The 23,729-nt window shown below is 43.1% G+C and carries 13 protein-coding genes; 7 read left to right on the top strand and 6 right to left on the bottom strand.

What is annotated here, in order from left to right; translation table 11 throughout:
- Positions 1-584: 584 nt before the first annotated feature.
- The 5 genes from SWOL_RS01535 to SWOL_RS01515 form a co-directional block, all read right to left on the bottom strand.
- Positions 585-4,958 carry an S-layer homology domain-containing protein gene (locus SWOL_RS01535; protein ID WP_011639752.1) on the bottom strand — a complete coding sequence of 1,458 codons (4,374 nt, stop codon included), beginning with the start codon at positions 4,956-4,958 and terminating at the stop codon, positions 585-587.
- An 830-nt stretch (positions 4,959-5,788) separates the two neighbouring features.
- Positions 5,789-6,775 carry a helix-turn-helix domain-containing protein gene (locus SWOL_RS01530; protein ID WP_041427263.1) on the bottom strand — a complete coding sequence of 329 codons (987 nt, stop codon included), beginning with the start codon at positions 6,773-6,775 and terminating at the stop codon, positions 5,789-5,791.
- Positions 6,776-7,042: 267 nt separating this feature from the next.
- Positions 7,043-9,547: a serine hydrolase domain-containing protein gene (locus SWOL_RS01525; protein ID WP_011639750.1), complete on the bottom strand. Its 2,505-nt coding sequence runs from the start codon at positions 9,545-9,547 to the stop codon at positions 7,043-7,045.
- A gap of 68 nt (positions 9,548-9,615) precedes the next feature.
- Positions 9,616-13,398 (bottom strand): S-layer homology domain-containing protein, encoded by a 3,783-nt coding sequence (locus SWOL_RS13425; protein WP_011639749.1) that lies wholly within the window; start codon positions 13,396-13,398, stop codon positions 9,616-9,618.
- A gap of 86 nt (positions 13,399-13,484) precedes the next feature.
- Positions 13,485-13,712 carry a hypothetical protein gene (locus SWOL_RS01515; RefSeq protein WP_041427262.1) on the bottom strand — a complete coding sequence of 76 codons (228 nt, stop codon included), beginning with the start codon at positions 13,710-13,712 and terminating at the stop codon, positions 13,485-13,487.
- 226 nt (positions 13,713-13,938) lie between these two features.
- Between SWOL_RS01515 and SWOL_RS01510 the strand changes: the two genes are divergently transcribed.
- From SWOL_RS01510 to SWOL_RS01480, 7 genes are all read left to right on the top strand, one after another.
- The gene (locus SWOL_RS01510) at positions 13,939-16,803 is read left to right on the top strand and encodes an AfsR/SARP family transcriptional regulator (RefSeq protein ID WP_011639748.1); all 2,865 of its coding nucleotides are present in this window, start codon (positions 13,939-13,941) and stop codon (positions 16,801-16,803) included.
- Between the two features lie 319 nt (positions 16,804-17,122).
- Positions 17,123-18,682, top strand: coding sequence for a serine hydrolase domain-containing protein (locus tag SWOL_RS01505; RefSeq protein WP_011639747.1), 1,560 nt, complete (start codon positions 17,123-17,125; stop codon positions 18,680-18,682).
- A gap of 123 nt (positions 18,683-18,805) precedes the next feature.
- A complete protein-coding gene (locus tag SWOL_RS01500; RefSeq protein ID WP_011639746.1) occupies positions 18,806-20,452 on the top strand; it encodes a transposase in 1,647 nt (548 codons plus the stop codon).
- Positions 20,453-20,686: 234 nt separating this feature from the next.
- Positions 20,687-21,121: a hypothetical protein gene (locus SWOL_RS01495; RefSeq protein WP_011639745.1), complete on the top strand. Its 435-nt coding sequence runs from the start codon at positions 20,687-20,689 to the stop codon at positions 21,119-21,121.
- Between the two features lie 122 nt (positions 21,122-21,243).
- Positions 21,244-21,879, top strand: a complete 636-nt coding sequence (locus SWOL_RS01490; protein ID WP_041427260.1) for a hypothetical protein — start codon at positions 21,244-21,246, stop codon at positions 21,877-21,879.
- A gap of 151 nt (positions 21,880-22,030) precedes the next feature.
- Entirely contained in the window at positions 22,031-22,405 is a 375-nt protein-coding gene (locus SWOL_RS01485) for an AbrB/MazE/SpoVT family DNA-binding domain-containing protein (protein ID WP_011639743.1), read from the top strand.
- Complete coding sequence (locus SWOL_RS01480; protein ID WP_011639742.1) at positions 22,405-22,695, top strand: type II toxin-antitoxin system RelE/ParE family toxin; 291 nt, start codon at positions 22,405-22,407, stop codon at positions 22,693-22,695. The genes SWOL_RS01485 and SWOL_RS01480 overlap by 1 nt, the downstream gene beginning before the upstream one ends.
- A gap of 160 nt (positions 22,696-22,855) precedes the next feature.
- On the opposite strand, the gene SWOL_RS01475 is transcribed toward SWOL_RS01480, so the two are convergent.
- The gene (locus SWOL_RS01475; RefSeq protein ID WP_011639741.1) at positions 22,856-23,716 is read right to left on the bottom strand and encodes a DUF6544 family protein; all 861 of its coding nucleotides are present in this window, start codon (positions 23,714-23,716) and stop codon (positions 22,856-22,858) included.
- Positions 23,717-23,729 lie beyond the last annotated feature (13 nt).

Genomic DNA, 23,729 nt, shown 5'->3' with positions numbered 1-23,729 from the left:
CTTATACTGTTCCTTACTCCAGTGGTAGAACAAGACCGGGGTCATAGGTATAGCAGGGTTAGCGGTTTCATCGGGGTTGTGCCGCTCACTAATAAGCTCTTTACATAATGCATAATATTTGCGACAGGGTGAGCCGGGAATAATAAATTCCATATCCCCGTCGATAAACTATTATATCACATACGGGGACCCCGGCTGTAAAGTCTGCGGTGCTAGAGCCTTCATAACGAATAATGTCGCTCGGGAGCTTACCCGGAATGTTGATTTTAGTCGGATAATCGTAGTTGGGAATTCTGTTTTTAATAATACCAGTTTCTCAAGTAATCAAATTTGCGTTTACACGGAGTTTGTTATAAATCCAAATTTTCTGCAACCCTCCTTAGAGATAAATCCCGATATTAAGGGATTATCCAATTACCTAGTTTGGCCTTAATATTTTTCACTACAAAATGAAAAGCCCTTTGTTTCGGGCTTTGCAAACAGTTATGGTGGGCCATACAGGAATCGAACCTGCGACCGTTATAATCCGTGCTATTTTATGTTATCATGCTGTAAGGTTTAATCCCCTGATACATGCTGACATTTTATTTTGAGAGCAGGCTGTAAAGCACCTGCGTCAATTCTGCTCTAGTGGTCGTACTTATCGGGGAAAGCTTCCCTCCGCTACCGCTGACAGTCCCGGTTTCCACAAGAAGGCTCATGGCAACCTTTGCCCAGGAAGCTATGTCACCTGCATCGCTGAAGTCAGAGAGGGTCTTACCGGAATTACCCTGGGGCAGCTTACCGATAATTTTTAGCACCTTATACATCAAGGTAAACATTTCCTGACGGGTGATCTCCTTTTCCGGCATAAACAAGTTATTACCTACACCAGCAGATATACCGAGGCGCTTTGCTGCAGCCAGGTAGCCGGTGTAATAGCTGTTGCCAGCATCTGCGAAGTTAACTTTAGTATTAAGATCTGGGGCTATGCCATATGATTTCATCAGCATGGCGATAAACTGGCCCCTGGTCAGCTTTACTTCCGGGCTGAAATTGCCACCTCCGGTGCCTGTCGTGATCTCCCTTGCGGCGATAAAACCTACCGCCTTGCTGTACCATGCGCTTTCAGCCACATCCTTGAAGCTGACTTTGTTATAGCCCAAGGCATACTGTGAGAAATGCCTGGTGTTGAAGCTGATCATTCCCGTTGCGGGGTCATAGATACAATTGCTTACTACTTCTAGCTCCCCTGACTCCTTGATATAGTAGATGACAATAGCGTCTGTATCCTCACCTACTTTAGGGGTATAGGGCACGGATACCGATACATTCCCGCCAAACTGGGATATGGTCTTGCCCCCACTGGTAATACTGAAATCGAACACTGGCCTGTCGCCCACCGTCCGCTGTGCTTCAGGCGAAAGAGAGGAGGCTTCCACTTTGGATGCCGTAATTTTCACATCACCTGTTGCTTCTCCGGAGAGGGTAGACAGGGTGCTGGCATCAAAACTAATGGAGGCAACAGGGGTGGATATGGTCAATACGCCAATTCCGGCTTCCGCGGCCTGGCTTACCGCCTCTTTAGGGATGCTTGTTTCTGCGGTGGTGGTAGCTGCGGGAGCTTGCACCTTGATTTCAAGCCTGGCGGCAGTGCCTTCGCCTTGCTTTCTGACTTCTTCCTTCGCTTTATTGATGGCATCGCTTACCTGTGTGCGGCTAACTATGGCCCTTGCATTGCCGCTACTGTCTACGGCAGCTGTAACTGTTGTGGTAGCCGTCGCGGTATTTCCTGCAATATTGGTCTCGGTTTTGGGTGTTTCCACAGGAGCACTTGTTGCTCGGTCGCCGCCGGATGAACCGCCGCCAGTACTGTTTTTACTCCATTGTGCATACACCGTAATAGCACCGGTGACTGTCGTAGCTGCCGTAAAAGCTGTGCCGCTTCCGTCTGCCTGCGTGTTCCAGCCAGTGAAGGTGTAACCCGATCTGGCAGGCACCGTTGGCAGCGTACCGACCTGGCCACCTGAGATTACCTCTATTGCACCAGGGCTTGCCTGCGTATCCCCGCCATTTTTAGCAAAGGTGACCGTATAGGTGACTGCCCTTTGAAAAGAGCCGGGCTTGGCCCAGACAGTGTTGGTTCCATCTGTAAAGGTATAATAGTCTTCCTTGGTAGTGGTTTCCGTGTGCTCACTTTCCTCCACCAGCAGGCCTTCAATCCGCAGGGGAGTGTCAGCGCTGATCTTGCCGTCAATGGTAACTTTCGCACTCTCGACCGGGTCAACCAGTTCCCATGCCGATACATATATTCCCGTGCCGTCTTGGCCTGATGAAATCACATTGCCTTGGATATGCACGTTGGCTCCTGAGGAGGATACCGCCGTGGCTTCTTCCCCCTTGGCAGCGACATTGCCCTGCACGGTGACGGAAGCGCCGTGCCAAGCATTTACGGCATAATCCGGTGCGGTGATATCGCCCTTGATTGCGACTTCACCCTTGCCAGCCGAAACACCAGAAGCACCACCGGTGACTATAACACTTCCGGCAACGCTTAGAATGGCTTCCTCTGCGCCCAGGTATGCCCCGCGGCTTTTTTCACCGGTTACCGCAATATCCCCCCCGATGAAGACAGGCTGCAGTCCTCCGCTCTCGGAATCTATATACACGCCGTAAGAGAAAACACCTGTAACTTTCACATCGCCATTGACTATAATGCTGCTGCTGTCAAAGCATCCTACGCCGTATGCGTTATCCCCGGCTACCGTGATGCTGTCAACCGTCACTGTGCCGCCGCCCTTCGCATAGACCGCATTGCTGCCGCCAGCCGATGTCACCGAGTTTACTTGGACATTACTGCCTTCGCCCGCATAGACACCGTAGGCAACGCCTTCTCCGGTCATCACGTTTAATGCTCCCTCTCCGGTCAGTTTCAGCCGACTGAAGTTATTTGCATAGATTGCAGCCATCGCGGGTGTGCTGCTCATGGGATCGACGTTTGGCTGGGCCGTCGAGTCAGGCTGTACAGTCAGCGTATGTCCGTTCAGGTCAATCATTAAACTACAGCCGCTCAGCGTGATCGGCAGGGAATAATCGATATTGGCCGTCAGTTTCAGCTCGTGTCCGTTCCAACTCCCGTCGGACACCTTCTCCAGGGCATCTGCCAATTCATTCGTGCTGCCTATCTCGTGAACCGTCATGGGTTCAGGCACACCCTCTCCTGTAAGCTTGAGTGTTTCCGGATCGGCCAGGGTAGATATCTCCTCATCTGTCCCTGCGTTTTCGATGATGGCGCAGCGGTACATCCAGCCGTTCATTGAAGGTTCCAGCACGGACAGGGTGTAGGTCGCGCCGGTTTCCCCCGCTATCTCCTCAAAGTCCTTGCCGTCGCCCTTGGCGACAAACCACTGGTAGGTGGCACCGGCTTTTTCTTCCATGGAAAGAGTGATGCTGCCGGTATAGGGCAGTTCATAAGAGCTGGCCATGCCGGAAATCATACCGGCGGTTTCACTTGTCGGAGGCCAATCGTTGGATTGTAAAGCGCCCTGATTTACAATCCCCCAGTACCTATTAACGCTAAAAAATTGTTCGCTTGAAATTTTCAAACTGTCATATCGCGATTTAGTATAACTGAAGTCTAAGCGCGCAAGAACCACAGTTTCATTCAATTTCCCTTTATCAGTTACTACGTTCGTTCTCCATTGGAAATCAGTCGAATTTACACGTTTATAAACATAATAGTCTGTCGCAAACCTTGTTCCCTTGGGAAGATGTTTCCCATTGTTGATAAAATTACCTTCTTGAGGATCGAAAAAAATGTCATATAATGTCTTTTTACCGCCATAAGCTTTATAAATATCCTCAAAAAGGCCCCTCCATGGCTGCCAGGATATTAGTTCGGTGCCACCGTTACCCGGCCGTCTAACCGGATATTTTGTCCATATCATGCTTTGCATGTACTCAGTTGTTTCAAGTCTGTCCCTATAATAAAGATCTAAAGGAGTCATCTGGGCTACATAAAAGTTTTCGTAGAAAGCATACAAATCCGTTCCGGTCGTGGTATCACGATAAATGCGCAGGTTGGGGTGCTCAACCACGGCGCAGCGCTGATACATATTCTTTACCTTTTCGGCGTTGGCTTTCAGCTCATCCAAATCCCGCTGGGCTTGCAAGCGGATGTTACTATCACTCAAGCTGTCACCCTGGTGCGCTTCGATCACTTTCTCGCAGGCGGTCTGCCCCATGGCATTGTACATGGCGTAAACAGTAATGATGTAATTCCTGTATTCCTTGCGCTTTTCGTAGCCCTGATGTTCCCAGTGGTTTTGGTGCCGTTCCAGTTTGTCAAAGGCACCGAAAATATTATAGCCACTGGTCAGCACCATGGTTATTCTGTTGCCCAGGGCATTGGAAGCAGCGATCACGCTCTTGCTGCCAGTGTCAATATTCCTGTTTTTACCCCAATAGAGGTCTTGCATAAATAAATCCGTTAGCTCACCATCGTCAGCCAAATCCGTCTGATAACCACAGAGCTGATTGTAGGGGGATGCGTAATCGCTGAAGAATTCAGCGAAGCTATCTAGATTTCTCTTTAGCTCTCCCTCTTCAAGCTTGCCGGATAGGGCCTTTATTTGGTTCTCAATGTTATCCAGTTTTCCCTTGATTTCTTGCAAAGCTTGGATAATTCTACCGGTATCCGAGCCGAATATGGCTGCAAACGACTCGTTGACGGTCTTCCCCGCAATTCCGGAGATGATCCCGCCCGCCAGTTTCTCAAGCGCCTTCATACCCAAGGAAGTTCCCGGTTCTTCTGGTACAGACTGCAGCAAAGGAAGCTCGGTCGAGGCTTCGTTATTCTCCGTTGTCTCAATACCAATCTCTTCTTGCGCCACATCTTCCGCCAGCGCCGTCAACGGCAGCTGCGTAATGGTTAAAGCCATTATAAGCAGCAGCGCCAGAAGCCTTTTTACTTTTCGCACACTTTATCCCTCCTTATTTTTGTGTTTGAACAAACTCTGTTTTCATGGAAACCTATTTCATAAATATCACTGCTCCCTGGGTGATTTGACCGTCATTTTCACTAATGGGGGAAAAAATAGCCTCCCGATATTCAGCTGTTTTCCTGTTTGTTCTTGCACTCATGAATATCTCCAACGGATCTGACAGGCCGGTTAAAAAGGTGGTTTTTCACCAGCCCCACTCCTCACTTACTGGCGATAGTCCAATCATATGTAAAATGATGTCAATGGGGATAGTACATTTAGTGCTATATTTTCTGTGATTATTGCGATTTTGCAATCAAAAAAAGAGCTCCGAACCATTACGTTCGAAAGCTCTTGGCTATTTTTTATATTAATTCTTGATTCCGCTGCAAAAAGTAATAATTATGCATTTGCTTGCATAAATATTCCGCTCGCAGTCTACGCATGGGCAACACCAACGGCTCGTCTCACGGCTCAAGGGGTACCGCGCCAATCTCCCGTCCATGGAAGGTGGCGCTCTCGCGACATCCTGTCGCTCGCCCCCTTTCGCCTGCTCGTCTTCGCCGGGTGTAGCATCCATGCTTCGCCAACGCTCGCTTTGCATATTTATGCAACCCTATGCAACAAAAAGGTTTTTTTGCAGTAGAACCACTCTTTTGAAACGAGAGTTTTGCATCATTCAAAAAAATGCAATATTGTCACTCTGAGCGATAGCGAAGCGGTGGTTGCCATTGGCGTCCAGGGCTGAAAACGATGGAAAGGTAAGCGCAATATGCAGCCTGCGCGTCGATGAGTCTTAAGGGTCATAAATCCAATGAAAAATAGTATTATTTTTGGGTCATCATTGTTCGATATTGAGAAGGGGTCATGCCTAACTTTTCTTTGAATTTTTTTGCCAAATTCCCATTATAATCCACGCCGCATTCCTCAAAGACCTGGGTTATGGATAGATCGGTATCACATAGTTTTTCCTTGAGCTTACCAATCTTTACTTCTTGATAATAGTTGTAGGGGGTCATGCCCGCATGCTGCTTAAACAAACGGGTATAGTGATACCTGCTCATGTGAACAATACCCGCCAGCTTATCTATGTCAAACTCCTCCTGCCAATGATTGTCTATGTATTCTTTTCCTTTAATAATTTCTTCTCTGTCCTGATAATATCTGGAGGTGATAAAAATAAACACGATAAACAACAATTTATTATTGCTGTCGCGTATAGGCAAGGCAGTCATGTTGTGATACATGCTTCCGTAAACTAACTCCTTGTCATCTCCCAACCGATCAACGATCTCCTGATGCGGTACTTTGACATCATAGGCATAAACGGCTTCTCCCTGAAACGCCCGCACAGTGAAGTCCTTTATTCCCCACCTTTCCAGGTTGGGATTCCGCAATATATTATGCTTTTTATACAGTCTTTCGGGATTTGATATTTTAGCAAATTTTAAATATGCTTCATTGGCTAAGAGCATCGTACCGTCCGGTGCGCATATGTGCATAGGATAGGGAAAGTGCTTTACGATCTCCACAAACAACTCTTTGTTTTCATACAGCGATTGAAAAGGCCATGCGTTTTCATGCTTGTTTGGTTCATATACATCATTGTCTTTGCCTGCCGCCGGTTCCTTTTCCTCTTGAATGGAGGCTTTTTTCCGTCTTCTATCCTCCGGTTTTGCGGCATCTTCAGGAATAAGCCACAGGTTGCCTTTCTTAACTGCACCGGCTATTCTGCCCTCGGTACAGTATAGCGTCACCATCCTGATCCCCAGTCCCCATTTTTCACTGGCTTCCTTCACGGTTATATACTCCATGCCTCATGCCACCCAAAATTATAAATCTTGCCGTAACTATACTTCCAAATCAAGCATATTGCAAGTATTAGCAATGTATAATTATAATCTATACAAGTGCGAAAAATCCTGCTTCTTCTTAGGTGAATAACTTCTACATTTTTAGATAATTAATTAGCTAGGGTGTGAACTGTAACCCAAAAAAGGAGGATTACTAAAAACAAAGCGGATATTCATCAAATAGAAAAGTCATCCTCAAGGTCTTTCATTACAAGAGTGAACTATAGTCTATTGTATGCTCTTTAACATCCTCAAAACCGTTGCAGCTGCTTCCCCGCGAGACATAGTATCCCCGGGCGCCAAAAGTTTATTACTCCTTCCTTGAAAAATGCCAAGTTTTATAAGTAATGCCGCCTTCGATTTAAGCTCTTGGTCAATACCTTCCAAATCAGAAAAACCTTTTATCAATGAAACTTCTTCTTCTGTGGTCAGGTTAGCTTCGAAGCCTGTTAAAGCCATAACATCTGCTAAGACGGAAATAGCCTGCGTTCTGGTAATAGGTTGTTCGGCTTTAAAAGAAAGCGTTTCTTCTCCAGATGCCGAAAGATTATCCGGGGTTATGCCGGTGGCTCTTTGGATAAGTATCAAAAAGTCAAGCCCCGTCATATTTTTATCAGGCTGATACAGATTATTCCCTGTTCCCTTCAGTATGTTGGCAGATGCCAGTTGATTTATGGAATCTTTTGCCCAATGACCGGTTATATCTTTAAACCGTTCAGAATTAGTAATTTTAAAAGTATTTCCTGATTTGCCGACGGCCAGGATATAGGCACCTTTTTCCACATAGGTCTCAGGGCTGTCTGACATCAGACTGTCGTATGCTAAATTGAGTTCAGGAGAGAAGACCACAATTCTTCCTCCTTCGGGAATAGAAAAGCGCACAAGGTCGCCAGACCCCATCTTGCCTGCTTTGTTTTGACCGTTAGAATCAATTTGCAGAATATCACCTTCTGCAATAATTGGTAATTTTGAGGCGTCAGAGTAGTAATGACCATAATTATAGAGCAATGTCTCCCCTTCGATATTTTGCAGAAGGACTTCAAACTGATCCCTTAAATAGTTGAAGGACATCCGGGTACCTGTCGGGCTTTTAAGAGCTAACGGAATATATGTTGCTCCGCCATTGACAAATAAATATCCCGGTATTTCAGGAATTGTTTCGGTCTGAAACATCATTGTGAAAAAATCATATTGGCCCATATTTCTTGGAACCCACACCTTTCCTGAAAATGCGCTTGCGTCTATATCACTTAAATTATTTAACTTCTCGTAACTTACAGATCCTGCATTTGAGCTGTCAAGGTGAATCATCATTACCTTTCCTTCCGCATGCTCTGCAAAGGAATAGTTTATGCCATCCGGCCTATAAAACCTGCCATTTTCTTTATAAGTTAAAACACCTGCGGGCTTAAAACCTTTACCATCATAGGTTGAGAGAGTCATTCCATTTTTATCCGAAGAAATCTCCACCTTCATAATGCCATTGTCTGAGGTATAAAATCCCTCATAACCCTTAAAATTATCCGGAATTTTGGCATCAAGAGGAAGGAGTGTATCAGATGATGGTTTTTTCACAATTCCCTTTTCTTCTAACAAGGCCTGCAATATGGCATTTGCGACAGCTGTAGGATTTGCATTTCCTGCAAAAATAACTGCTACATTTATATGCTCTTTGGGCAACACATAGAGTTGGGAGAAGTATTGAAGTGTACCGCCATTTTTCGCCAGTACGTCAACGGCTTGATTCTTGAATTTGTGGACTTGCACATAGTCCCAGCCCAATCCCGCATTGAATATCGGCTTTCCCGCCGGGACTGTTTCGGGGCCATATTGAACTTTGGTATATTCCTCAATCATGGCTGGATTCAAAATAGTTTCTGATTGAAGAATCTCTCCGTATTGGCAAATATCAATTGCCGTGGAAGATATTCCCCCGCTTCCAAGGATGTTTACATATTCAACGGGTAATGGCGCTATACTATCTTTTTCATATACTCTAGCAATATTTTGGTTGCCATCTTTAAAGTATGCGCTTGTATTATCAAGGCCCATTTTATTAAAAATCCTCTTCTCAAGGAAATCCGGGAAGCTCATGCCTGAGACATGCTCGATAACAGCCTCGGCAATTGTGAATCCATCGTTGCAGTAAATGCTTATTTTCCCCGGATCATTCACCAAATTGCTGATTTTTAATCTTTCCAGTGTTTCCTCTACGTAGTTTCTGTTTTTTACTGCTGTAAAACCATCTTTAAAATTTGATCCCGGAAAGCCTGAGGTATGATTAAGCAGCATACGGATGGTGATGTCTTTGTACCTGGTATCATTCATTGTAAAATTAGGAATATAGTCTGTGACAGGCTTATCCAGTGAAAGCTTGCCTTCCTGCTCCAATATAAGGACAGAAGCAGCTGTAAAGATTTTGCTGATGGAGCCTATGTTAAACTGTGTATCTGTTTCTACTTGAAGGTTCTTAGCGCGGTCCCTCAATCCAAAACCTTCTGCATAAACTATCTTGCCATCCACCATGATGGCTACTGTTGCACTTGACGGTATGCCGGTTGACAATTCTTTTGCCACAGCCTCTCGTGCCGCTTTAATTGATGCTTCATAGCCTTGAGCCATATCTGTTGTAACTGCATAAGCAGAAGGATTTGTAACTCCCGGCAACTGAATACAGGTTAAAAAAAATACCAGAACTATCAATTTAACTAAAAATATGGGTAACTTTTTCATTTTGACCCTCCTGATCGTACTTTTTAAAAACTCCTTACAGCTATCCTCAGATTGTGAATATATAACACCTATTTATTAATCAAACCCGAATTGAGAAGAAGCCTGCGCACCATGATTGTGGTCTCGGCCCTTGTAATGTTGTCCAGAGGAGCTATCCGGCCGTTGTCTCTGCCGGTAACAACACCTGTCTTTACGCATTTTGACGCAGAATCCTTAGCCCAGCCAGAAACATCAGCATTGTCGTTGAATGCCGCAAGAATGTGGCTCGCATCTATCTCAAGCTCTTCCCCAAGCTTGGTAGTATCCATGGCTCGCGCTAAAATTGCCATAGCTTCCTGACGGGTGATATTTCCGTCAGGTTTAAATATCCCGTCATCATAGCCCCTAACCAAGCCATAGTATGATGATGCTGAAATGTATTCACTATACCATTCACCTGCCTTGACATCAAAGAAATTATTTTTATATTCCTCCGGTCTAAGCCCTAATGCCCTAACCATAACTGCCGAAAACTCAGCCCTGGTTATATTGCGCTCAGGCTCGAATAAATCATTGCCCACTCCACTGATTATCAATCTTGAAGCCATATCGTTGACATCTTTCTCTGCCCAGTGCTTTCCAACATCCTTAAAGGTTTTCGGGCTATAGATTAACAAGTAGGCGCTGTTGGTCAGGCTGTTGATTTTTGCATAATATTTGCCGTCTATCATTGTAATGACTGTAGGCACATGAGAGAAGGTCCCGTCGGAATTCAGAATAACACCTGTTGTAATTTTGGACGGATCGACGCCTTCAGGTATCGCAATCATCCTTTCTACATATGTGCTGAATTTGGAAACCTCCACGGTCTTGCTTCCGCTTGAGCAGGTGATTTCAAACTCAATGGGTTTTACGATGATTTGATAATTGCTTTTGTCCGCGGTATCTTCAACGATTTTAACAGTATCCGCGGCAGGCTTAGATATTTTTACGCTCACCGCAATATCTTTAAATTCCACCTGTTTTCCGAACTGCCCCGAAACAGCGTCAATATTTATTTGGGATGCCGGCAGGGTATAAGTAAGCTGTCCGGTTTTAATTTCAAGAACAGCATTTTTGCTTTCCATGTTCTTGACGGTATGGCCGTTCAGAGTCCCGATGACAACATCCGCACCGCTCATAACCGGAATGGTTACAACTGCATTGTTGCCTTCCCGTGCCAGTTTCTCTTCCACTTTTTTATCGTTTATAACAACGGTTGTAACCGTTTTATCTCCTTCCTGAGTTGTTGTTACCGTATCAGCTGTTTCGGACTTGCCGTTGGCATTATTCGTACTTTGCGAATTTGAAGGAGAACCAAGCGAATTGCCATTTCCCGCACTGGGAATGGGTATTATATCAATGTTCACGGTCTGAGTATTTGAATATCTTCCATTAGGGCCTTTTACACTATATGTAAAAGAATCATGACCTACCTGTTTCATATCATGAGTACAATATTCAAATTTATTATCTCCGGTAATGGTTACGGTTCCCTTTTTTGCATGCTCTACAATTTCAAAGGCAAGGTTCCAATCAGTTCCGTCATTACTTGATCCGGCGTCATACGATCCTATCAACCGGCCTTCAAGAGTTGAACCTGCGTACACTGTCCATCCCCGTACATCCGAAACAACCCAGCTACCGTCTGTCATATTAACCAAGGTTCCATTATACGATCCTTTTGAATCTATAACGGTGGTTCCGCTGCTTTGATTGAGTTTATAGTAATAAACCAAATTACCATACTTATTGTGTGAGCTATCTACGCCCCTGTACATCCAAGCTACAATTTCATCAGGATTCAGTGCAGTATTCCAAAATTGGATTTCATCCATTCGTCCGCTAAAAAATTGGTTGACTGTGGTTGTACCACCAATACTGATATTACCCGCTAAAGGCGCAGGTGCGTAAAAGTGCATGGAATCTAAGGTCATTTCATAATACTTTGTCCCATTTGCATAAACTATTACACTTTTTCCTGACTTCGTAAGTACAACATGAGTCCACTGGTTCATCGGAATCTTGGTGATATTGGTTAATGATATTTCGTCATTCCAAGGAAAGGCATTTTGCCAGCTGTAATTTAGCCCATTAAATCCAAAGTATAGGTATCCTTCATCGTCATTATATTTAATAAATCTAAAATCTAAACCTAAAGATCCTCTAGTATCATCTCCTTCTTGGCGATATAGAGTTTGGTATGGTTCATTTTCTCTTGGGAAAATCCACATAGATATGGTAAAATCCGAATTACCTTCTATCTTGGTATCTTCGAATGGGACATTAATCCGCCTTTGCGAATTTTCAGGAAAATCCAGCGCACTGCCAAACCCCGCGACCGGTTTGGCATAGTCATGGGCGTTAAGGATTATTCTGCTGTTTTGAACATCCCCTGGATTTATACTTATTAAAGGTCCTGCTGATTCTAAACTAATATATTTGCTTTGTGCTGATTTATCCACAAAAAATCCTGTTATCCCTTCACTATCGATTATATGTTCTTGTTCATTGAAAGTTATCTTATTTTCATTTTCAAGTGACAAATTCTGTACTTCTAATCTTACATATGTTAAATCTGTACCTTTGACATCACCACGCTTAATAATAGTTTTTCCTACACTATATCTTCCATTTCCTATATCTGTACCACCGGCTTTTCCGGTGGCAATAACTGTAGGATAGTTATTGATAATTATAGTGCCTCCGGAACCTCCACTCAATCTGGGATGACCTCCACCGCCGATTCCCGCACTGCCATTGCCTCCTGTGGCTATGACTGTTCCGTTGTTAATTGTCACATTGCCACCGTCGCACCTCTCGCCCCCTCCTATTCCCGCGGCATAGTCACCGCCTGTTGCTGTAACTGTTCCGCCGTTTATGGTAATCTCTCCGATATAAGAGCCCAGGGCTCCTCCGCCGATGCCTGCGCCACCACCGTAACGGGCTATGGCTGTGACTGTTCCGCCGTTTATAGTAATCTCTCCGCTAGATCCTTCGGCTCCTCCGCCGATGCCTGCACCGCCGGCAACGCCTGTGGCATTGAGGGAGCCCTTCTCATCCCCCTTTGATTGTGCGTAAATTATCAAACTATTATCTTTGGGGACATTGATACCCGCATCATCCCGCCTCCCTCTGACGGTAAGGGATGAACTATCCGCCAGGATTAGATGAACATTACCACTTACAGTGATTGCACCGGTTCTATTGATATTGCCTTCCACTATATACCATCCCTCATTGAGAGTAGCCGTATCTGAGGTAATTTTCGTAACAGCCTTGTCCCCCGTATTTTTTGTCTCGCCATTATCGTCTATATAAGTGTATCCTCCTTCAGCCATAAGCTCAGTACCCATCATCAGGCTCTCAACAGGTTCTTCTTCCGCACCTTCTCCTATATCTTCTTTTATATCCTCTTCCGACAGCTTTGCTTGATAAAAAGCGACTATCCGGGCTCCTTCTTCCATATCAATATCGTAAATCTGTAGATAATTGCCTGCCGCAACACCGGCGGTTATATCTGCACCTGACTCATAGTCTGCAATCATGTTATCTCCGGTTGTTGGGGCCGTGTCTCCCACCCGGGGTCTTGCAATCTCCTGCTCCGTTATATTAACAAGCAAGTTCCCATAAACATAGCCGGTAACCGTTGCTGAAGTGGCCCCTGTCGTTTCCCCAGGGGATAAAGTTACAGCCAGCAGAGGCACAAACTCAGGCCCTGCTATGTGGTCACTTGAATCTTCCGCCAACACTGGTGACACACCAACAAACACCTGGAAGAGCATCGACACAATCAATACAACAGTCATCCATTTTTGAATCGTTTTAAACATTCTTTATGCCCCCCAATCTATTCACAAATATTAAGTTATTATCCTTAAACATCAACATTTAATCTCAACATCATTTCATTATTCCATTATCCCGTTAACCTTTTACCATAACCTAATCTGCTGCATTCAAAAATAGTCACTGTTTTTAGATCTGCTCCATAAGGAAGAGAGGACCATATGTCACAGTGCGGGCAAGTCTTTTCATATGAAGCCATGAATAAGGCATCCTTTTTGCGGCAGCACCTACCTAAGCATGGAAATACTTCCTCATCCACACCACAGTCCTCATCTGGATTTTCTATCATATCAGTCATCTAAATCACCTCATTTTACGACCAAGCTGTATATCAGCAGTGCATACTACTGTTCAGATAATTTTAAAACGCCGGCAATTAACAAAACCGTGAACATAACTGCAAAACTTTTTTTAAAACTTTCTCATTCCGACTTTTTTATCATAATTCTTCGTATGTTTCCCGCAATTTTCCCTAATTTGTGTTACAATTTACCAATCATATATTAGTTGTGGAGTGTATGTGCATGTTCAATATACCAAGCGCGAGGCTGACGATTCCCCGAGCCGCCGTAGGAGAAATTGTACGCAAAAATTTAATAGATACCGTCCTTAACAGTCCAACAAAGCTTGTGTATATCCATGCCGGCGCGGGTCACGGCAAGACGACCCTTCTGTCGCAATTTGCAAACAGCACCGAAAAGGTCGTCTGGCTTTCTCTGGACGGAGAAAACGATATTTTTACCTTTATAAACACGCTCTGCGAGGCTGTAAAGCAGACTTTCCCGGAATTTGACTTCTCCGCCTCGGAATACCTGCCCTTTTCCGAAAAGAACAATTTCATCTCCATGCTTGCGGGTGCACTGATCTGCAGCATTGAAAATATTTCCGGTGATTTTGTCGCCATCATGGACGATCTGCATACCATAGAAGAAGACGAGGTCAAAAAGCTTATCACCTACCTGATCAAGTATCTCCCTAACAATGCCAAGCTTTGTTTCGGCAGCAGAGAGGCTCCTTGGCAGGATTTTTTATCGTTTAAAGTAAAGGGCAAGATCACAGAACTGACCCAAAAGGAGCTTGCGTTTACAAGAGAAGAAATCGTCGGTATCCTGGGTTTTGACGATCCCGCCATTTACGGTTCCACGGAGGGGTGGCCTCTGGCCATCCGTTCTTTCCAGGTATTGCTGGAGAACGGTATATCCATTGGCGACATTACTTCCTACGGCAATGAAACTTTGTATGCCTACCTTTTCCGTGAATGCATCGCCAATCTGAACTCCGACATGGTGGATTTCCTTAAAAAATCTGCCTGCTTTGACGTGCTGGACGCACAGATGCTGGATGATGTCCTGAATAAAAAAAATACCAGACTCATGCTGGAAAGCCTTGTATCCCGAAATATATTCACCATCAAAACAGGCGACGGGTTTTATCGCTACCACGCGCTTTTCAGAAGCGGCCTGCTGGAAACGGGAGATAAGGACCAAATGCCTTTACTGAGGCAGAAAGCCGCCCGGTACTATTTTGATCATAAGCAGTATTCAAGGGCGGCCCGGTACGCCATTGATTCGAAGGATGACGAACTTCTGGAAAATATAATCCTCGCCTGCTACAGGGATTACATAAAAGCCGGCAATTACAACGAGCTTCGGATATGGTTCCGGGCGCTTAATGATGCGGCGGTCGAACTAAATCCAAGAATTCTTGTGGCCAAGGGTGCTTTTCTGTCCGTTCTCGGAAATTTTGTACAGGCCAAAGCATGCCTTGAGGCAGCGATACCCTTAATGAACAGAGACGATAAGGAGCTTTATTTTGAGGCTATGATACATAAGGCAAGGGTTCTCCGTAATTTCGTTTCATTCGAGGAATCAAACAGGCTGCTTGATGAGTTGATCGCCAAGCTTGACGATCCGACTGGGGAACTGGCATATTCTGTAGTCATCGAAAAGCTGTACAACCTGTGCTGGAATTCGCAGATAGGCGAGGCCTATGCTCTTGCACGGCATATGATAGAGAGCTGCGCCCATGTCGGCAATATTAAGATCATGCGTTGGTTTGAAAGGTATCTTTGCACAATTCAATTTTTTGCAGGCAGGATGAAGGAGTCGGTTTACTATTACGAAAAATCCCTTGAGCTTCCCGAGGATGAACTGAACTATTTGGGTATGCACAGTACGGGCATCTATGTGGCCAAGGCTTATCAGATGCTGGGAGAACGAAGCCGTTCACTGTCCGCACTGTCGGAGGAGCTTCAGCGGCTCAGGAATACCGGAAACTATGAGGAAATGTGGGCAGGCTACCTGTTGGCAGCTGAAATTCACTTTCAGAATACCTTTATTGATAAAATGAACGGCGAAAACGCATCCTATGAAACCGCCGTAAAGTATTTTACCTTGGCGGACGAGTATGCGCCTCTTTACCGTAAAACTAATTTTCAGATGCATTGGGCAAAAATGCAGCGTCTTACCTACAGCCTTATTTTTACGGATGACCCGAAGGAAGACATTGTTCGGGAAATCTTTGAAAATCTTGACCGGGCGGGAGCTTATTTAAAAAGCCTTGTCCTGGCCAGACTTATGGGGTATTTTTCCGCTATATCCGATTATCCGAGCGCGGTTAAATGTGCGAACCTGTGCATAGAGACAGGAGAGAGCTCCGGTATGCTCCTTCATGCGTCGCTGGCATACGGAGTACTTGTAAGAGCAGCAATCGAGACAAAGGATCATGAAAAGGCGACCAGCCTGACAGGGCGTTATCTTAAGCTTTGCTCCGACCATGGGTTCTATGAATATTTCAGGTTGCGGAAGGCTTACGACCCAGTCCTGGAATTTGCGTATAACTACGGAATAGAGCCTGAATTTACCAAGCAGATGATAGAATTTGCCGGATACCGACCAAAGAAAGTATATATTGAAACATTGGGAGCCTTTACCGTTTATCAAGACAGAAGCAGGCAAAAGCTTTTAAAATTTAGGTCGAAAAAGGAACGTGAACTTTTGGCCTTTCTGCTCGATGCAGGCGACCAGGGGGCTACAAAAGAACAAATATATAACGCCATTTGGTGGGAGTCGGAATCCAAAAATATTAAAAACCTGATTGCGGTAAATCTGAGGCACATAAAAAATGACCTTGAATGTACCGGCATAATGGAATCAGTCATATACCGGGAAAACCGCTATTTTATCTGCCGGGACGAAATTGCATGCGATATCGACCTTTTTGAAAAGATATATGAAGAATTTAAGCTTCATAATACCAAAGTGCAAGCAAAAAATCTTTTATCCCTATACAAAGGAGAATACTTATCAGATTTCGAAGCACTTTGGGCTACTGCGAAAAGAATTAGATATCACGAAATTTATGAAGAAGCCGAAAAGTATTGGCTGTAAATGTCAGAGACACAAAACAGATCAGCCGTTTTTTACCATCGTCTTATCCTTATCCATGATTACATTACCTCCCTATCCCAGGCGCAAGTGCATTGCGGGATACCACTTAATCATTTCCGATGCCAACATAGTTGGCTACTTCACTTATTGTCGGGGTTTCCTCGATTCAACATCTTTTTGCGCATTCTTTAGTTAAATTTGTAGCCTTTTTGTTAGCCTGGTAATATAATGTAAACACAGCTGGGCAATATTGGGCGATTGCTGCGGCTAGAACCAGGATAACTGGAAAAAGAAAAGGAATAAGGAGGATGACAACAGTATGAAAAAACTAAAAACACCTTGGTTTTATGTAGTGGTGGCAATATTTATGATCTTTCCAAGCATCGCATTTGGTGAAAACGATATTTATACTGATGTCAAAAAATCAGCAAATGAATTGGCTGAAGTTCTTGTAAATGACTATAATGTTTCAGGAGTTCAGTATGCATTGATTTCTGATGGGAAAATTGTCGTTTCAGGTACATCCGGAATCTTTCACAAAGCTAATGTCAAGACCTTAGATAATAAATCAATATTTGGAATAGGTTCAATAAGCAAAATGTTTCCTACCACTGCCATAATGCTGCTTTCAGATCAAGGTAAATTGAACTTAGATGAACCAGTCGCAACCTATCTTCCAGAATTTAAAATGGCAGATGAACGCTATAAAGAAATAACTGTAAGGATGCTTTTAAACCATTCTTCGGGAATAATGGGTAGCCTCTATGTTAACAGTGGAATGTATGATTACCCAACTACACTTAATCATGATAATTTTTTAAAAGAGCTTGCCCAACAAAAATTAAAGGGAGATCCAGGAGAATTTTCAGTTTATTGCAATGACGGATTTACCCTGGCAGAGCTTGTTGTTGAAAAGGTTAGCGGCATGAGTTTTTCAGAATTTATAAAGAAAAATATTACGGAACCTCTTGGCATGACTAATACCAAAACACCTCAAGATGACTTTGATAGAAATCGTCTTGCAAGAACATTTAAAAATGAAGAAGAAACACCTATTGAAACTTTAAATATGATCGGAGCAGGCGGAGTATACTCAACAGCTGAAGACTTATGCCGATTGGGACAAGCCTATATGAACGACCCGGGATATGCAGCTGCGGCAAAACTATTATCTCAGGAGGCAAAGACCAGGACGATGCAAAAAGAGTATCTGAGGGGTATAGGGCCTGAACAAAACGAAGGACTTTTTGGCTATGGTTTAGGCTGGGATTCAGTTGATGCATATCCATACAGCCAATATAATATTCAAGCATTAATAAAGGGCGGTGATACAGGCTTGTATCATGGCAGCATGATAGTGCTTCCTGAATACAATATGGCTTTTGCGGCTGTGTTATCAGGCGGTTCCAGCTTTTGCGGACAAGTAATGGGTCAAACATTGCTTCTTAAAACCTTGTTAGCCGAAAATGATATTACAAAAATTATTCCACCTGGAGACCTTCAAGCACCAGTCTTATCCTCGATGCCATTAGAACAAACTTCATATGCAGGTATCTATGCTAACAACGCCATGGTTATGAATGTAAGTGTTGGAACAGAGGGGAAAATCACTATTTCGGCTTTATCGCATAAAGATATACCTGATGAAATTTATCTTTATACATCTGAAGGTGTATTTGTCAACGAAGATGGTAGCAAAAAGTTGACTTTTGTGAATGAGGCAAATGGAAAAACATATATACAGATCAACCAAATTTTTAATTTGCCTAATTTGGGACAGACGATTATGACTTCATATGAGTATGAGAAAATAGAGCCTAATATTATAGATGATGTATCGCAAAAAGCATGGGATGAACGAAACGGAACAAAATATTGATGTCACTGCAAAAAGTCAAAAAAGTCGTATCAGCAAGCAGGAAAAACCTTACCGAATAGCGAAGTATTATAGAGAAAATAGAAGAAACACAACGATAAACCAGAAATTCGGAGGTTTTTCAAATTGTTTAAGCCAAATAATGATCATCTTCAAGGAAAAGTATTTAGCGATTTCCAGCGGTTCAACTCCGTTGTAGCTAAACGGCTTAAAAATTCCTGGTCAATGGTATTTTATGAACAGGTCTTCTGCCTTATTAGAGAAGAACTATTTGCTCCGCTCTATAGTTTGGAATGGGGAAGGCCCAACTTTCCTATCAATATACTAGTAGGCCTGGAGATTATTAAACACTTGTTTGATTACACTGACCAGGAACTGCTAGATCAGTACTATTTTAATTACCAGGTACAATATGCTCTGGGAATAGAAAATATCGGTGAAATATACTTGGGAGAACGGACCTTGTACAACTTTCGAGAGAGAGTGGTTCGTTATTCCAAAGAATATCCCGAAAAGGAGGCTCTGGCTTTTCAACAGTTTGAAATACTTACCCGGAATTTCCTTGGTTTAGTCGGGCTTAAAACTGATGAACTACGCATAGATTCCACTTTAATTAGTCCCAATATCAAGAAAGCCGGTCGTCTTTCCCTGGCTCATGATGTACTGGCACAAGCAGTAAGAGCCATACCCGTCGCTTATCGCAGCGAGAATCTAAACAAAGTACTGGAAGATTCCTTCAAGAACAAATTATTATACCAGACCAAGAATAGCCAGTTAGACAGTAGATTACAGGCTGTACTGGATTTAATGAGTGAAATATATGTCCTATCCCAAAACCATAAAACTATCGCTGATTTAGAAAAGGTGAAAATCCTGCTGCGCTTCCTCAATGAACAGGCTAATTGCGATGAAAACAGCGGGCGATTCAAAGCCAAAGCAAGCAAAGAAGTCAGTTCCGATTCACTACAATCAGCGTATGATACAGATGCTACTTACCGGGATAAGGCCGGGAAAAAAGAATCGGGTTATACAGCCACATTCACCGAAACCTGTAATAGCGAAAATGATGTTCAGATTATAGTTGATTACACAGTCGAACCCAATAACAAGAGCGATGTAGAAATATTTCAGGACCGTATGGATATTATCAAAGATAATACCAATGCCAGCGATATTTACGCTGATGGCGGTTACTACGGAGAGAATGTGATAAATAAAGCCAACTCCAAAGGTATAGAAATCCAGCTCCATTACACTGATATGACTGGCAAAACAGCCCCCGAAGGACAGCTACCAGCTCATCACTTTGTCTTTAACAAAGATATGGAAATGGTACAGTGTCCGGGAGGCCAAATTCCCAGCAGCAGCAAGTACAATAGCAAAACCAAGATAACTACTAGTCATTTTCCTAAAGAAGTCTGTAATAACTGTCCTCATCGGTGCAATTGTCCTCTAAAGGAACAGAAGAGAGATATGGTAGTAAGGATATCCAAGAAATCCATACTGGCATCTCAAGTACGGGAAACAGTAAACGATCCTCACATAAAACACGAAAACATCAGCAAACGCGCTGCGATTGAGGGAACAAATTCGGCCATCAAAGGATGCCAGGGTGCAAAAAGATTAAGAGTGCGCGGTAAAATCAAATGTACCTTACAAATAGGTTTTAAGGTAATTGGTCATAATTTCAAACAGATATTTAGGGCTTTAACCAAACAGATCAAAAAACCAAAGATAAAAACAAAGGGGTTATTGTGCCCAAATCCAAATTAAAAGGGTGAAAATGACAATTATGGTTCTTAGTATGGGTTAATTTGGTCCCAAAAAGCTCATTTTTCAAGTAAAATCTATTATCAATGTACTGAAAAATTTTACCATAAGGTTGAGCTTAAGGAAAACACGCCTATTTGGCAGTGACATCAATATTATATTGTAAATGAAATTCCTCAAAGTCAGGCTTATCATAAGCTGGAAAGCTCGCATTTTGAAATCACCACCAATAAAGAATTGCCAGGCTATGCCGGACAATATAAAATTGTTGATTCTGATACGGCTTGGCAGGATGTACAAATTCCTCTTATGTCAGGCCGCGATTTAGGAACCCTTGATATTTCAAATATTGACGGGAAAGAATATCTTTCAAATGCTGGCTCGATTTTTATTAGTGAAAAAGATATGGTCAATATGTATGCGGGGGATAATGCTATCTGCACAATCCAGGAGAACGGATATGCTCGATGGTATACTATCAGCCAAAATGATGCCGGTAAAACAATGACTGTTAATTTGCCGGAAAACGCGTCATTTGCTGTTTATGATGAAGAGTCCTGTGTTTACTATTCTACGGTAAACGGTAATCAAACAGTGAAGCTTCCCGAAAATGGAAAGGTTGTTTATATAGGAGAGGCTCCAGGAGACTGTTTTACTATTACCACCAAATAAGAAATTATAAAAATCAATGATTTGACCTTATGAGAGCAGCAATCATAATTGTCCGAATTTCGAAGTTATTGAACCCACATTTGCATATGGTGGGATAAGAACCTGTTATTTTTGTAGGCACCTTGGAATTGATAGATATTTCTAATAAGAAGACTGGTGAGGGTCAAGGGGGACAGGTTCCTTGTCCACTGATTACAGCAAAGGAAGGAAGAGAAGAGAAAATGTTATTGCCTGATTTGAATTTTACGACAATAAACTCACTAAAACCGGTTGAGATAGTTATTACCGAGGCCTCCAGGGCATTAAAAGAACAAGATCGGGTTATTAGCAGCAGCGAAATTGCTAATGTACTTAGGATAACCCTTCAAACTATTACTGAAGCGGATATTTCTTTTCGGGCTATTTATGCATACGGTACAAGCAAATCAAACAATCCCGAAGAATATATACCATCTGAGGATGCTGCCGACACCTTTATAAGTTCACATCTGCCATACTTGACAGCAAATCTTAATGATGGGCTATTAGCTCTAGTTGGATCTATTTTCTTTCTGGTTTTTAGGAGAAAGAAAATTAAACAAAAAGAACAGATTTTGTATGATGAAGCTATGACCATAGAGAAATCCCTTCGTAATCAGCTTCTGTTAGAGGCTAATGCATCACAGGAACGAATCGACTATCTAAAGAGCATTCATGCACTGTTAACCTATGCGTTAAAAGAACTTAAGCGAGATTTAACAGTATTAAAAGCTAACTAAACATTTTATTGAAAGGAAAGTCTAATTTAATTTCCCATCCAAAAACTGCCCCCCTACACTTGAGTTTTCCTTGTTTCTTTGCTATGATTAATCAAAGATTCTTTGTATATTTTCTTTTGGATCAGCATAGACTACCAAAGGAGGAACAGTAATGTCTCAAGTTAAAACCAAAGGAGAAAATCCTATGATAAAGAAACGCATCTCGGTGTCTCAGAAACGCCAGATAACCATACCGATTGAGTTCTATAACAGCGTCGGCATTGACAAGGAAGTAGAATGCTATGTCCAAAACAATGCCATCGTCATCCGTCCCGTTCGGGAAAGCGGCGGAGAATTTGACGAACAGATTTTGGCTGATTTAATATCCCAAGGTCTTTCCGGACAAGAACTGCTAGATAAGTTTAAGGAAACCCGTCGCCAAGTTCGTCCCGCTGTGGAACGCTTGCTTGAGGAGGCCCGTCTTGCAGCTGAGGGCCACGCATCAAGCGATAACTATGAAGATGTCTTCGGCTCGGAGGCAGACTGATGACCAAATTAGTCGTTTTGCCTCCTGCCGCACGCTATCTTAAAAAGCTTAAAGAGAAACCGCTAAAAGAAAAATTTCAAGCCATTGTCGATCAGATTCTAAGGAATCCTTATTATGGTGAACCTAAAACCGGTGATCTTAGCGGCGTATATTGCTGCGATATCTTCCACAATAAAACCAACTACGAGTTGGCCTATACCATTGTTGAACAAGATGGCGAAACCGTTGTTGTTATCCTTGCAGGCACCCGCGAAAACTTCTATGAAGAACTGAAGCGCTACATGAAGTAAGGATGCCAATCCATATAGCATACGCATCGGGGCGTACCATATAGTAAGCAAACATGAAATTAAGGCCGCAAGTGCATTGCGGGATACCACTTAATCATTTCCGATCGACACTGGCTGCATATTCTCATTCTTCTTACCCCCATTTAATAAAGCGATCGGCTCACTTGGACACATCGTATTTTACGGTTATATCTCGGCCATCAAAATATACCAGGTCTCCAGTTTCTAAGTGCCATACGGCTTTTAGATTTGATGGATACTTGATTCCATCAACCTCTTCATAATCTCCACAGACTGCCGACCACTTTACCTTTTGACTATTGCCTTTGGTATCGGTATATTCACGGTCATTGGTAGTGAACCTGGTCATGGCGCCATTATCGTCAAAGGTAAAGATTCCACTGGCTGATATTCCGTAATAATTTATCACTGCCTGAGCGTGAGTTTCGTCAATCTCTTCCCAGCTAATATATTCTTGCAGGGCTAAGGTAGGTAATAGCAAGCTTTCAGCCAGGCAGGTAACCAGACTGGCTTGATCCATCGCTTCACCCTTTTGATCAAATAAAGTAAAAGTTTTGGCAATAACACCTTTCATGGAACCTGCACCATTCTGGTAAGCATCAATACCTTCGAAAGGGATACCATACAAACTTGTATTAATACAAGCAAATCTTTCTGGTTCTGCTACGAAGTTATACTGGGTGTATTTTATTTTCAGCTTTGGTTTGTCTGGTGTTAACACAAAATCAACATCGTTAAAATGCACATTCATATTCGACATTTTGGATTTACCAATATATCCGCAATACTGAAAATGCTTCTGCACTGGCAGGGGCAGTTCTGCAATATCTTCGGAAGTAATAATCCCGCCTTGGGTCATCGTTTTAGTCATTTGATAGCTGGTCAATTTAGCAAATTCTGCTTTAGTAGGTGAATAAGGAACGATAAACCATATCAATATGCCGGCAATTAACGCTGCAACCGCTAGGATCCAAACCATATTTTTTTTACCTCTTTTCATAAAAAATCAACTC

It is taken from the genome of Syntrophomonas wolfei subsp. wolfei str. Goettingen G311 (genome assembly GCF_000014725.1).
Classification (GTDB): domain Bacteria; phylum Bacillota; class Syntrophomonadia; order Syntrophomonadales; family Syntrophomonadaceae; genus Syntrophomonas; species Syntrophomonas wolfei.
This window is presented reverse-complemented; position numbering and strand designations above follow the sequence as displayed.